The 13,482-nt window shown below is 35.9% G+C and carries 10 protein-coding genes; 5 read left to right on the forward strand and 5 right to left on the reverse strand.

Translation table 11 applies throughout. From position 1 onward, the window contains the following. Position 1: 1 nt before the first annotated feature. A complete protein-coding gene (locus JR347_RS04975; RefSeq protein ID WP_205722946.1) occupies positions 2–925 on the reverse strand; it encodes a CPBP family intramembrane glutamic endopeptidase in 924 nt (307 codons plus the stop codon). A 56-nt stretch (positions 926–981) separates the two neighbouring features. Here JR347_RS04975 and dusB point away from each other — a divergent pair, with 56 nt between their 5' ends. Further along, positions 982–1,977, forward strand: coding sequence for a tRNA dihydrouridine synthase DusB (gene dusB, locus JR347_RS04980; protein WP_205722947.1), 996 nt, complete (start codon positions 982–984; stop codon positions 1,975–1,977). 21 nt (positions 1,978–1,998) lie between these two features. Next, on the forward strand, positions 1,999–2,883 hold the full coding sequence (locus JR347_RS04985) for a DMT family transporter (protein WP_205722948.1): 885 nt from the start codon (positions 1,999–2,001) through the stop codon (positions 2,881–2,883). Between the two features lie 166 nt (positions 2,884–3,049). Here the strand turns inward: JR347_RS04985 and JR347_RS04990 are convergent, their stop codons facing one another. Both JR347_RS04990 and JR347_RS04995 read right to left on the reverse strand, forming a co-directional pair. Then, positions 3,050–6,013: a glycosyltransferase family 117 protein gene (locus JR347_RS04990; RefSeq protein WP_205722949.1), complete on the reverse strand. Its 2,964-nt coding sequence runs from the start codon at positions 6,011–6,013 to the stop codon at positions 3,050–3,052. A gap of 61 nt (positions 6,014–6,074) precedes the next feature. Further along, the gene (locus JR347_RS04995; RefSeq protein WP_205722950.1) at positions 6,075–6,701 is read right to left on the reverse strand and encodes a hypothetical protein; all 627 of its coding nucleotides are present in this window, start codon (positions 6,699–6,701) and stop codon (positions 6,075–6,077) included. A gap of 108 nt (positions 6,702–6,809) precedes the next feature. On the opposite strand from JR347_RS04995, the gene JR347_RS05000 reads away from it, so the two are divergent. Beyond that, the gene (locus tag JR347_RS05000; RefSeq protein WP_205722951.1) at positions 6,810–7,991 is read left to right on the forward strand and encodes a tetratricopeptide repeat protein; all 1,182 of its coding nucleotides are present in this window, start codon (positions 6,810–6,812) and stop codon (positions 7,989–7,991) included. Here JR347_RS05000 and JR347_RS05005 read toward each other — a convergent pair. After that, entirely contained in the window at positions 7,988–9,406 is a 1,419-nt protein-coding gene (locus JR347_RS05005) for a hypothetical protein (RefSeq protein ID WP_205722952.1), read from the reverse strand. The two genes, JR347_RS05000 and JR347_RS05005, sit on opposite strands and share 4 nt — an antisense overlap. Positions 9,407–9,420: 14 nt before the next feature. Here JR347_RS05005 and JR347_RS05010 point away from each other — a divergent pair, with 14 nt between their 5' ends. Further along, positions 9,421–10,740, forward strand: coding sequence for a hypothetical protein (locus JR347_RS05010; RefSeq protein WP_205722953.1), 1,320 nt, complete (start codon positions 9,421–9,423; stop codon positions 10,738–10,740). Here the strand turns inward: JR347_RS05010 and JR347_RS05015 are convergent. Next, positions 10,710–11,813: a glycosyltransferase gene (locus JR347_RS05015; RefSeq protein WP_205722954.1), complete on the reverse strand. Its 1,104-nt coding sequence runs from the start codon at positions 11,811–11,813 to the stop codon at positions 10,710–10,712. The two genes, JR347_RS05010 and JR347_RS05015, sit on opposite strands and share 31 nt — an antisense overlap. A 201-nt stretch (positions 11,814–12,014) precedes the next feature. Between JR347_RS05015 and JR347_RS05020 the strand changes: the two genes are divergently transcribed. Beyond that, a complete protein-coding gene (locus JR347_RS05020) occupies positions 12,015–13,475 on the forward strand; it encodes a lipopolysaccharide biosynthesis protein (RefSeq protein ID WP_205722955.1) in 1,461 nt (486 codons plus the stop codon). Positions 13,476–13,482: the final 7 nt, after the last annotated feature.

Consider the following 13,482-nt stretch of genomic DNA (forward strand, 5'->3'; position numbering starts at 1 on the left):
TTCAATTAGAATGTAGTTTCCGAAAATAATAAACTAGACCAACGGTAATAATAGTGAATATTCCCACAGAAGCCAAAGTAGGTGACTCGGTATTTTGAATATCATAGTCTATTGCGCCTGAATTGGCCAAATAAATCATGATAAGGGTGAAGCCATTATTAGTAAAATGCGCGACCACCGGCACCCAGAAATTACCGGACCAGAAGTAGAGATAACCGAACATGGCGCCAAGCAACATTCTGGGAATAAACCCAAAAAACTGCATATGAATGCAACTGAACAAAATGGCGCTTACCCATATGGCCAAATGGATCTTTCCGGTACCTTGATAAATTCTATTTTGTAGTAGACCTCTGAAAACATACTCCTCGGCAAAGGCCGGAAATACAGCTATAATAATAAAGGCTATAGCAAAATCTCCGAAGCTGCTAAAGTTGGTGAGAAAGATAGTCATTTCCATAGCCTGATCTTCCAGGCTACGTGCCCAATTTTCAAAGCCTTGCATCCAAGATGGAAAAGACAGTTCCGAATTCCATTCGATGAAAAAGGAATTCACACCCATGAAACTGATAGTGATAAATATACTCAGAAATATTCCTCGAGGATCACTCACTCTAGTGTTTAGTCCCCTCATGAAATCGCTCTCCCTTAGTTTTAAGTAAATGGCTGGTAGAAGTATCATGCCAATAGTAGCCCCACCTTGTAGAAAATAAAGGAGCACTTTACCATCAGGACTGTTTGCAGGATTTGAAATGGAGTTTTGAAGCTCTAGGATTGATGCATCTGTAAATGGAAGTGAAATGACTAGACCGATGAGTGGACCCAGAATGGTAAAACCTATGATTGACAGAATTAACAGGATAAAAGCACTCGTAATACTATGAGATGCGTTTGAATCAGATATGCCATTTTCTAAATCAGTCATATTTTATCTAAATTTGCACTTCGAATTTTAAAGCCTCTAATATAGGCAGAAGTGAGATGGTTAAAATAGGAAATAATGAGATCGGTGAATTCCCACTGTTACTGGCACCCATGGAGGATGTTAGTGACCCGCCTTTCCGTGCTGTTTGTAAGGAAAATGGTGCTGATCTTATGTACACTGAATTCATTTCTGCTGAAGGTCTGATTCGTGATGCTGAGAAAAGTGTTCAAAAGCTTGATATCTACGATTACGAGCGCCCTATTGGTATCCAGATTTTTGGGGACAAGATAGAATCTATGCGAGAAGCTGCTGCTATTGCAGAGGCTGCTCAACCCGAGATTGTGGATATTAATTACGGTTGCCCAGTGAAAAAGGTCGCCTGCAAGGGGGCGGGAGCAGGTATTTTGCTTGACATTCCTAAGATGCAGAAGATGACTGAGGAGATTGTGAAGCAAGTAAGTCTACCAGTTACGGTTAAAACTCGGCTTGGTTGGGACGATAGTACCATCAAAATTGTAGAAGTAGCTAAGCGGTTACAGGATGTAGGTATACAGGCACTTTCAATTCATGGCAGAACACGCCAACAGATGTACAAAGGCGTGGCCGACTGGACAAAAATTGCTGAGGTGAAGAACCACCCGGATATCCATATCCCAATTTTTGGGAATGGTGATATTGATTCACCTGAAAAGGCTCTTGAATACAAGAATAAATATGGAGTTGATGGTATCATGATAGGCCGGGCCGCTATTGGTTATCCCTGGATATTTAATGAGATAAAGCATTATCTGAAAACAGGAGAAAAGCTTGAAGGACCATCTTTAACTGATAGAGTAAACGTAACCAGAAAGCATCTGGACTTTTCTGTTGAGTGGAAAGGTGAGCGTCAAGGCATATTTGAAATGCGCAGGCATTACACTAATTATTTCAGAGGAATTCCAAATTTCAAGCCGTATAGAACACAACTCGTCAATCTGGAGACACACGCTGAAATTGTTGATCTTTTAGAGGAGATTAATGAAAAATTTCAGGAAGTTTACGCGGTCGTATAACGGCTAGTTTATCCTCTATTTATGGAAAAGAACACTAACCTAATTGCCGGGTTTTTACTCGCAATTTTGGCAATTATTTGGGGTAGTTCATTTATCCTTATCAAACGCGGATTAGATGTGTTTGATGCTGGAGAAGTTGGTGCAATAAGAATCATTGCTGCATCGGTTTTTCTTATTCCATTCGCTATTCAGGGATTGAAAAATGTTGAAAAAAGACATTGGAAACTTCTACTTGCCGTAGGATTTTTTGGAAGCCTTTTGCCTGCATTTTTATTCGCAAAGGCACAAACGCAAATAGCCAGTTCAGTAGCAGGTATATTAAACGCCCTCACACCACTTTTTACTATGATTATTGGTGCTTTGTTTTTCACACAGAAATTTACAGCTCGAACTATATTAGGCTTGATTATAGGATTTGGAGGCACGGTAATCTTGATATTAGCCGGACCAGGCGGAAGTATTGCTTCGCTAAATTACTATGCTTTATATGTGGTGCTTGCTACAATTTTTTATGGTGCCAATCTTAATCTTATCAAGTTCAAAATTCAAGATTTAAGAGCTAGAACTATCACCAGTTTATCACTGGCATTGGTGGGTCCACTAGCCGCAATTTATTTATTTGGGGCTACTGACTTTATTAACAAAGTTTCAACTGTAGAGGGTGCCTTATTTTCATTAGGGGCCATTGTTTTGCTTGGCGTAATGGGTACGGCAATAGCGCTTATTTTATTTAATCAACTAGTAAAGATCACCAGCCCTATTTTTACTAGTTCGGTTACTTATCTTATTCCTATTGTTGCTGTTATGTGGGGCATTTGGGATGGGGAGCTGTTATATCCAGGCCATTATATTGGGATGGTGGCTATTATCTTAGGAGTATACCTTGCAAATCGAAAGAAAAAATAAAGAAAGCATCACAAATGGCAGACTAAATAAGTACTAAGTCATTCTGACGAAGGAAGAATCTTACTCAGTTGTTAACTAGTACATTATTAAAGGAGTAAGATCCCTCGCTTTCTCGGGATGACCTGAAATTTGAGATGATTTCTTCTGATAATATTAATCAGAAAGTTTAAAAACCTCCCCTGTTCAGGTTTAATCCACCTACCACTTCATCATAAGCATCTTCGTACTTTTTCGCTAGTTCATCCTCACCGTTTCTGTAAAGGTTTCTTTGTAATAGATCCAGGATAACAAGATTCACCTGAATTTCATAGCCTAATGCACCGTTGCTGGTATCTAACAGATACTTAAGCATAGCTACCGATCTATCACCCAAAACTTTTGAAATCTCAATGGCTCTTTCATTTTCACCTAACTGGAATAAGTAACTCACAGATCGTGCAGTAGTGTAGTCGAAAGGAATAGCTTCGTCTGGCATAGTGTCTAAATTGAATAATAAAGCCTTTCTTGCGCGTTCTTTATCGCCACGATCTAAAAGCGCTTCAACCAAGGTATTAAAGCTACTTCTGTGGTTCAGTACAAAGTTTCTATAATCCTCATTGTAGTACACATTAGGATTATCCAATTCACGATAATAGAAGTTGTTCATTAAATTGTCATACATCTTATTCACATCAACAAAATCTACTTCAGGTTTCGGGTTTTTAATCGGAAGTATTCTGTAAGCATTACCTTCTTGTATTGCCCACGGGCTCAAATCAAAATTGATTTGTTGCATAGATGTGTTGTTGATATAAATAGGACGCTCCCAATTTGATGAGGCGATGTTATCTAAAATGGCCAAATCTTTTTTCTCAATACCACCTTTGCCTTTTTTTAGTTTGAATATCATATTATCGACAAGTAAACTGTCCATTCCTTCAGGTATTATACCTAGGCTTCGCACATGGTCTTTATCAATTGGAATTGAGAATGTTTTACTTGGAACTACGTTACTTCCAGGATACAACTTAAGTCTTTTGTCATTATTTTTTAATAAGTTGAGAAATTGTCTGACATCAAGAACATCTACTCCTAAGTCCTCATAATAGAGATAATCATTAAAACCGCCTTGTTTGTAATTGTCTAATGTTAGCGTAAAAGGGAATGGTTCAGATTCGTACACCTGACGCATCATTTGTGAAATGTACCAATCAGTATTGTAGTAACTTAAAACAGTTACTCGTACGTCTGTTCTAAATCCTTCCACATCCTGAGAATACCACAATGGGAAAGTGTCATTATCTCCACCCGTATATAAAATGGCATTAGGCGCAACTGATGCCAGAAAGTTTTTAGCAGAATCTACAGAGAAGTAACGATTACTTCTATTGTGATCATCCCAACCTTGCTGTGCCATGATTGCGGGAGCTATTAAACAAAGTCCGGTTGCTACAATGGCAGACACCTTTTTAGGTGCTACTTTTGCGATTAACTCGCCCAAGGCTAGCACAGCAAAACCAATCCAAATGGCAAAAGCATAATAAGAACCCACATAAATATAATCTCGTTCTCTCGGTTCTGTTGGTGGTGAATTAAGATACAGAATTAGGGCTAATCCTGTAAGGAAGAATAACATAGCTACCACAGCAAACTCTCGTTTACTTTTTGAGTATTGAAAAATCATTCCAATAATTCCTAAAATCAATGGAATCATAAAGAAGTTATTTCTACCTGCATTGTTAGCAATTTTATCTGGCACACTCTTAAAAGCATCGTTAATACTTAGCCAGTTTGCATCTTGCCAATCACCTTCTCTGCCAGCAAAATTCCAAAGGAAATAGCGCATGTACATCCAACCCATCTGGTGCTTAAACATGAAAACCATATTATCAATAAAGGAAGGTTTTTCACCTTCTCGAAGTCCAGTTACCTCTCTATAACGCTCAACATGATGAGGTGCGTTGCTATACATTCTTGGTAGAATAGTTGTGTGAGCAGGATCGTAAACATATGACCTAGATCTTTCTACAATTTCATATTTGTCTTTCCCTTTTTTGTAAGATGGAGAACCCTCTTCCATGTCAATTGGTTGTGCTGTAAAATATTGGCCGTGAAGTAAAGGTCTGCTTCCGTATTGCTCACGCTTTAAATACTTAACAAATGACATCACATCAGATGGGTCGTTCTCATTGATTGGCGTATTGTAATTTGATCTTATTAGAACAATAGCATAAGAAGAATAGCCAATCAATATAAAAGCAAGGCCTAATAATGAAGTATGTAGTAATTCTCTTTGCTGTTTAAGTGAATATAAAATCCCGAAAATTAGCCCGCTAACGATTAAAGCTCCAATAAATAAAGCACCAGAACCAAAAGGGAGGCCAAGTGTATTCACAAAGAAAATCTCAAAGCTTCCTGCCAATGATGGGAGCCCCGGGATAATAATGTTGTTGATTAGAATGATAATCCCTCCACTTACTGCCAGCGCAGATATAATGCCCCAAGTAGTAGGTTGTTTGTATTTTTTGAAATAGTAGATTAATCCTAATGCAGGTATTGTAACGAGGTTCAAAAGGTGAACTCCAATGGATAATCCCATCATATAAGCGATAAGAATCAACCACCTGTTGGCTCTACTTTCATCTTCTATTAATTCCCATTTTAAAATAGCCCATACTACAAAAGCTGTAAAGAAGGACGATAAACCATATACTTCCGCTTCAACCGCAGAAAACCAGAAAGAATCACTAAAAGTATAGGCCAGAGAACCAACAGCAGAGGCGCCCAGAATCATGATGGTCTGTTCAATTTTAATATCCTCCAAAGAAGTGATTTTCAATAACTTTCTTGAAAGCATGGAGATTGTCCAGAATAAAAATAAAATAGTGAATGAGCTGGCCAATACACTAATCATGTTAATCCAATAAGCAACTTCGGTTGTATCACCAAAAGCTAAGAAGGAGAACATTCTACCTAAAAGAAGGAAAAACGGAGCGCCAGGAGGGTGTGGAACCATTAGTTTGTAAGAAACAGCGATAAACTCACCACAGTCCCAATAACTGGCGGTTTCTTCTAATGTTAATAAGTAAACGATTGTACTTATTGCAAAAACAGCCCAACCACCAATATTATTTAGTCTAGTAAAATTCATGAAACTCCATTAAAAATTGCATCGCGAAATTAAGGAACTAATGACAATTAACCATATACAATTACTTATACACGAGTATATAGAACCCCAGCCACAGGAAAAAGAAAAGAACGTACGAGCTAAAGATAATATTATAAGCAATGGATTTCTTCTTGCTAGCCATGGTGTGAATACCTTCTACCAAAACAAACCAATAGGCCACTTCAAAAACATTGAGCGCCTTTAATGGATAAAAGTATTGATCAGAAAGTTCAGAAGTGTCGGCTAAATTAATGAGTGAGAGAGGATAGAATTCTCTAATCATGAAGATATTAGGGTCTGTTTCAATGAACATGAACCAGCAGATTTTAAGGAACTCGGGAATTAGAAAGACAGATTCAGAAATGAGAACCACTTTCCATACTTGTGCATAGGTAATTCGGTAACCATACATAAAGCACCCTACCCAAATAATGAAAGCGATGATCACAAACTTCCATAAATATACCACGGGTATTGTGAGATATTGGAGCGCATTAATTGCATGAAAAACTCCCATCTCTCCACGTTCGGCCAGTATCTCGAAGGCAACTGTGGCGTTTTCAATAAATGTCTTTTTTACAATAAGCAAAACAAGTGTTGCTACACACAGCATGATAAAAAATGCAATTGTGTTCACATCATAAATACCTTTCGACTCGTTTTTCATGGTTGAAAATTAGTAATTAACTCTCATAGTTAAACCTATAGGCATGATTAACGGTTGGAACGAAATTTGAAAGATCAATTGATGATTATAATTGATAAATTTGCAGCAATGAAGTACATCATTACCACCATATTGGTTCTGGCAGCAATTCTGCAGGGTAATGCCCTAAATGCTGATAGTGTTAAGAAGGAAGACCATATCATTCTCATTGCCGATATGCAATTACAGATTGATATCAATCAGGCAATGAATGATATGTACAATTTTAAGTTTGATAAGGCCGAAAAGCAGTTTCGATGGCTGAAACAAAAGTATGGCTGGCACCCGCTTCCTTATTTCCTCATTGGTTTGAATGAGTGGTGGAAAATAATGCCCAATCTCGATGATAAAAGTCACGATGGCAAGTTCATTGCCTATATGGATACCGTCATAAGTATTTCTGAACGATTGCACGAAATGCCAAAACATGAAGTAGAAGCATCTTTTTTCTTAGCTGCGGCATATGGGTTTTTAGGCAGACTTCATTCTAGTGAAGAACGTAGAGACTGGAGTAAATCTGCTTTCGCTGGAAAGAATGCATTAAAATACATGAAAGAAAGTGAGGGTATGCATCATTTAAGTCCGGAGTTATTGTTTGGCGATGCATTGTTCAATTATTTTTCTGTGTGGGTTCCAGAGAATTATCCATTGTTAAAACCGTTGCTGGTTTTTTTTCCCAAGGGCGATAAAAAGTTGGGGATAGAGCAATTGAGAGAAGTGTCTTATAATGCCTTTTATACACGAACAGAAGCCCAGGTTTTTTTGATGCGAATATTGGGCGGGTACGAAGGTATGCCTCGAAAAGCACTTCAAATAAGCGAATACCTGCATCAGACTTATCCTGACAATCCTTATTTTCATCGTTACTATGCACGCTTGCTCTACAGCAGTGGCAATTATGCTGCAGCCCGGCCTGTGTCAGAAGATATTATTGCCAAGATAGATAGTGGCATGGTGGGCTATGAGGCTACTAGTGGAAGATATGCTGCTTTTTTCCTTGGTCAAATTTATGATCATAAAAAAGACAATGAAAAGGCTAAATACTATTATAAGAGAGCAGTTGAATTTTCTAAATCAATTGGCGCAACCGATACAGGCTACTATCATTACGCACTTCTATCGCTAGGAAAAATTTACAAAGAAGAAGGTGATGAGAAAACTGCCAAAATGTACTTGAAACAGGTGAAAGACGATGCCAAACGAAAATCATCAGTTCACAAAAAAGCTCGGGAGGAGTTGAAGGATTTTTAGCTTTTAGCTATTGCATCAATCAAATTAGTTTGCATATAATCAGCGGGTTTAACGCCAAAGTTGGCTAGTATGCTAGGAGCTATACGCTTACTATTAACACCTGCTACTCTCTCAGCTTTATCCCGATTAGTTGGATCAAAAACAATCAAAATACCTTGAGGGATATGATAAGCTGTGCCGGATGCTTCGTCTTGGATCGGTTCATTTACTAAACCATAGTCTTTTAAATTGATAATTTCTTCCTTGAATTTCACATCGTTTTCTTCAAGATTTCTGTGACCCAAATCGATGCTTATAAATCCATTTTCCTTGATTCTTGATTCGATTTTATCTCCTTTAATATCAAACTGTTTTAGAATTTCAATTAGTTCAGATCTTTTGCTATCATTCTTAAATGAGGCATTATATTGCGGATGCATGGCAGGTAGAATACTATAATCCTCATTGGTAAAGCCCAGTTTATTCAAGAACAGATCGAAATTCTTTGCCAACAACTCAGATTTTTGTTCCATGGCTAATGTAGACTCTTGCCCCATGCTACTCGCGATGATAAGTTTGTATTCTGGATTTGACTTCACAAAATCAACAACGTCAGATAAGAAGCCATCGAATTTATGCATTGCATAGTCTATTTCTTTAGAATAGCGGTTTTTCCATTCATCGCTTAACAAATACTCCTCATAATCTTCCGGAAAAGTAGCAGCCCAGTATCGGTGCATGGTAGCTGCAACATGATTAGAGAAAAATGTACTGAATTGTGGTTTGTGCTTCTTCAGTTGCTTTAAAAAAACATCGAAGGCCATTATTGACTGGAAGCTTCTTCTTCGAACAACCTTCCAACTGCTAAGCTTCTCATCAACTAGTTGTTTTGCAATGGCAGAAACTGTTTTAGCTCTCACACCAATAGTTGATAGGTTAGTGCCTAATTTTAGAGCCGCTTTTTTATCAAACCCAGAATTTACATTTCTAGCCGACCCCTTCACCATAGCTAAATTGAACTCTTGAAACGGTTGTATTTCTTTTGGATGAGTTTCTGAACCCCATGCAAAGGGATCAGGAATATAAAAGTCATATTCCTTGGCATTTGTTGGTAAAGGGTAGGAATGGAGTGACCCACAAACGCCTGTTTTAATGCTATTTTCTTGCAATATCTGCCATACAGGAGGGTACTTTTTGTTTAGTTCCGAAAGGTCCTCTCCAAAATCTTTTATTTTGTGGACAGAATTATCAACCCCTCTATGCAAGGTAGGCCAGGTACTCCATGGATGAAGGTGTCCTTGATCATCTGTAACCGTTTCAAATTGCTTTGATATAGGGAGTATTTGAGCAAGAGTAGAATTAGGGTATTTCCTAACAAAGTAATCAATGACTTTGAATGGTACTTCATTAAGTTCAAATAGTATTATCTTAGCCATAACTATTAAATTATATGGAGCTTAAAGACTTTATTGTAACCCCAATAGTTTTACTTATTATCTACTTCCTGGCCTACAAAATTAGGCCAAAAGTGTGTACTGTTCATACAAAAAAATACTTTCTGCCTGCACTTACCTTAAAATTTATTGGCGCCATTGCTTTAGGCTTGATCTATCAATTTTATTATGGAGGAGGAGATACATTTGGCTATACGACTTACGGCTCTCATTTTATTTGGGAAGCATTTAAGGATAATCCGTTCAATGCTACTAGGTTAATATTTCTTGATAATATTTTCAGATCAGACTTGTATGAATACACGCAATTCATGTGGTACTATGATGATCCACCAGCATATTTTATTGTGAGACTGGCAGGCATATTATCAATAATTACTTTTGACACTTACTCTTCTGTGGCCATTCTATTTGCAATTATAGGTTTTTCCGGGTTATGGGCTTTTTATAATGCATTAGTAAAAATATATCCTGAATTGCACTTTAAATTAGCCCTCGCCTTTTTTGCCGTACCCTCAGTCATATTTTGGGGTTCAGGGGTAATGAAAGATACAATAACAGTTAGTGCTGTGGCATGGGTATCATATGCATTATTTGAAATTTTCATATTCAAGAACAGAACGATTTTTACTCTCACTATACTAATGCTAAGTATCTGGATTATTTATATTATTAAAATCTTCATTTTGTTTTGTTTAATTCCTGCCGCAATGCTTTGGATTTACATATTGTATGTAGGAAGGATTAAATCTGCAGTTCTTAGATATACAATACAACCTGTATTAATTGTAATTCCTGTTGCAGTAAGCATTTTTGGATTATCTACCTTAACCGAGGGAAATCAGCGTTATTCATTTGATAATATTCTATCAACAGCAGAAATAACAGCGTATGACAACTCTCTTTGGACAGTTCGTCAGGAAGGATCTGGCTATAATCTTGGGGATTATGATTTTACACCTATCGGTTTAGTTCGGAAGTTTATCCCGGCAGTTTGGGTGACATTATTTAGGCCATATTTGTGGGAAGCCAATAGTGTTGTTATGTTGTTATCGGCTATTGAAAGTTTCTTATTGTTAGCATTCGTTCTTGCAATCTTATTAAATAGTGGTTTGGTGACTTTTACTAAGAAAGGATTGTTAAACCCTCATGTAATTATGAGCTTGTTTTTTAGCATTACGTTTGCATTTGCAGTAGGAATTTCCTCAGGAAATTTTGGTTCTCTGGTAAGATATAAAATTCCAATAATTCCGTTCTTTTTAATTGCATTGATATTAATACAGTTTCATTCAAAAAGAGACAAAAAGTTATCTTGATTAGATTTAACTGAATAATAATTCAAAACCGTCTTTCTTCCTTCTGCTCCGGTATTTTTTCTTAAATCAGTATCGTTAATTAATTTTTTAAGAGTTACATACCATTCGTCATTATTTTTACATATATAACCATTAACACCATTAGAGATTATGGAACTATTAATGCCAACAGGTGAAGCAACAGCAACTTTTTCTAAAGACATATATTGAAGTATTTTAAATCCACATTTTCCTTCACTCCATTTATCTGCGGCTAAAGGCATAATTCCAATATCAATAGATAGAAGATCATTAATTTCAGTTTTCAGATTCCATGGTATATATTCCATGAATTCTAATTTGAATGTTGGTGCTTTGTTGGAGATTATCAGGAATCTAAAATCCAATTCATTATGAAGTCTCTGAATTACAGGTAATACTATTTTAAGATATTTCATCGTAGTATGCGTTCCTGTCCATCCAATTACTGTCTGATTTTCACTCAGTTTTGAATTGAAAGCTTTGTGTAGATCATTATTGTCTCCAAATAAACTTGGGTTATGAAGATTCTCGGTATCAATAGTGGTGGGATTAATTAAAATATTCGAATTATATTGAGATGCAAAACTTGCTAAATAAGAATTACCGCAACTGACTTTATAACTCCAGCTACAGATTAGAGATACTTTAGAGTACCACTTTAGCTTTGAAATAATTTTATTTTCATCTGAAACATTTGGTATCCAAATTGCATCATCAAAATCATAGACAATCTTTTTGCTGAATACTTTGACAATTAGCCATTCTAAAATAGGAGGCCCAATAGGGCTAGCTTCTCTGTGAATAAAAATATAGTCAAATTGCTTTATTCGGAATAGAATAAAAAATCGCTTAATAAATCCTTTAACCACTGATAAAACCTTCAGAAAAGCATACTTATTTATATAAAGAATTTTCCAGTCCTCATAGTTCAAAAAAGATTGAATTTCAAAGGGAACACCTTTTTCCTTTAATAAGGTATAATACTGCTCAAACCTAAATCTTTGGGAAGGCGCGACTCCTCTAGGGTAAGGTGTAAGAAAAAGTATTTTCATTTGTTTTGAGCTTCGATGAATAAGATTAATCAACTTTACGCAAATTAAAGAAATTGAATAGGTTTAATAATAGATACATTATATGATGAATCACTTCATCATTATTCTATTTAGATTAATTATAAGCCTTATAATAATTAGAACTTCCTGAGTGAGGAAATGACCCAATTGGCACTTAAGAATTTTTTGAAATAATTATCAATGGCGGATCAAATTAAGTCTCAAATATTTTCAGGAATTAAATGGAATTCAATTGGTCAGTTGGTTAGACAATCTTATTCAATTGTTATCTCAATTATATTGGCTCGTTTGCTACTTCCTGAAGAATTTGGCTTGGTTGCTATGCTATTCATTTTTGCAGAACTAGCAAATGCATTTGTAAATTCTGGGTTGTCGGCATCTTTAATTCAACGAAAGAATATATCGAGTGAAGAATGCTCAACTGTCTTTTATTTTAGTATAGCGGTAGCACTATTTCTATATGTTTTATTCTACTTATCCGCTCCATTAATAGCTCATTTTTATGAAAATGATGCTCTTATAAATTTAGTTAAGTTTTATGCACTTGGCTTTCTCTTAAGATCCTTTGATGTAGTACCAAATGCATTATTTACCAGAAATCTTAATTATAAAACCATTAATACTATTCAATCAGTTGCAAGCATATCTTCGGGTGTAGTAGCGGTATGCATGGCCTATCTTGGTTATGGACCTTATAGCTTAGTTGGCCAGGCAATTGCTCTTTCAGCTGTTTCGGCCATCATGAGTAATTTGCTAAGTAATTGGAAGCCGACTTTTGTTTTTAGCATTTCTAAATTTAAAGAGATGTATTCATTTGGCGTAAGAATATTTTTTGCTTCATTGTTAGACAAAATTTTCAACGCTATAGATAATATGATTATCGGTAAACTTTTTGGCGCCAATATTTTAGGGTTTTACAATCGAGGAAAATCAACCAAAGATATTCCTGTAAGAAATATGGTGAACATAGCAACAAACATTGTTTTTCCCATTTTTTCCAAAATTGATTCAATAAATGAATTAAGGAGTGTCTTCAATAGATATATTGGTTTAATTTCTTATGTCATATGCCCCGTTATGTTAATGTTATTTATAACATCAGATTCATTTATTTATTTATTGTTTTCTGAAAAGTGGATGCAGTCGGTTCCTTACCTTAGATTATTTTGTATCCTGGGCATTACAATACCTTTTAATAATGTAATGGCACATACTATTTTGTCTAGAGGTGATTATAAAAAGTATTTAAGGATTGAACTTGTGAAAAAAGGGGTAATTTTTATCGGGATGGTATTCGGGTTATTTTTTGATGCTTATTGGTTCTTATTAATCCTGGTTGTTACACATTATATAGGACTTCTGATAATAACTATTGAAGTTGCTAAATACATAAAGAGTAGCGCTTTAGATATAATTAAAATTATTATGCCCCCGTTCGTTATATCGATGCTTATAATCATACCAATGTACTTTATTGGCACATTAAATATTTGGTCTAACGAGCTAATTAAGTTCGTTGTGCAGTGTGTAGTAGGAATTATAAGTTATTATCTTTTCTCAGCTGCATTTCGTATCAGTGAGCAACGATATATCATCTCAGAAATTAAGAATAGATTTAATACAAGCATAAAAAGTTCTTAAACCTGAA

Source organism: Fulvivirga lutea, assembly GCF_017068455.1.
GTDB lineage: Bacteria > Bacteroidota > Bacteroidia > Cytophagales > Cyclobacteriaceae > Fulvivirga > Fulvivirga lutea.

Coding starts and splice junctions, on each gene's coding strand:
- JR347_RS04975 (WP_205722946.1), bottom strand. CDS start 925: ATGACTGATTTAGAAAATGGCATATCTGATTCAAACGCATCTCATAGT.
- dusB (WP_205722947.1), top strand. CDS start 982: ATGGTTAAAATAGGAAATAATGAGATCGGTGAATTCCCACTGTTACTG.
- JR347_RS04985 (WP_205722948.1), top strand. CDS start 1,999: ATGGAAAAGAACACTAACCTAATTGCCGGGTTTTTACTCGCAATTTTG.
- JR347_RS04990 (WP_205722949.1), bottom strand. CDS start 6,013: ATGAATTTTACTAGACTAAATAATATTGGTGGTTGGGCTGTTTTTGCA.
- JR347_RS04995 (WP_205722950.1), bottom strand. CDS start 6,701: ATGAAAAACGAGTCGAAAGGTATTTATGATGTGAACACAATTGCATTT.
- JR347_RS05000 (WP_205722951.1), top strand. CDS start 6,810: ATGAAGTACATCATTACCACCATATTGGTTCTGGCAGCAATTCTGCAG.
- JR347_RS05005 (WP_205722952.1), bottom strand. CDS start 9,406: ATGGCTAAGATAATACTATTTGAACTTAATGAAGTACCATTCAAAGTC.
- JR347_RS05010 (WP_205722953.1), top strand. CDS start 9,421: ATGGAGCTTAAAGACTTTATTGTAACCCCAATAGTTTTACTTATTATC.
- JR347_RS05015 (WP_205722954.1), bottom strand. CDS start 11,813: ATGAAAATACTTTTTCTTACACCTTACCCTAGAGGAGTCGCGCCTTCC.
- JR347_RS05020 (WP_205722955.1), top strand. CDS start 12,015: ATGGCGGATCAAATTAAGTCTCAAATATTTTCAGGAATTAAATGGAAT.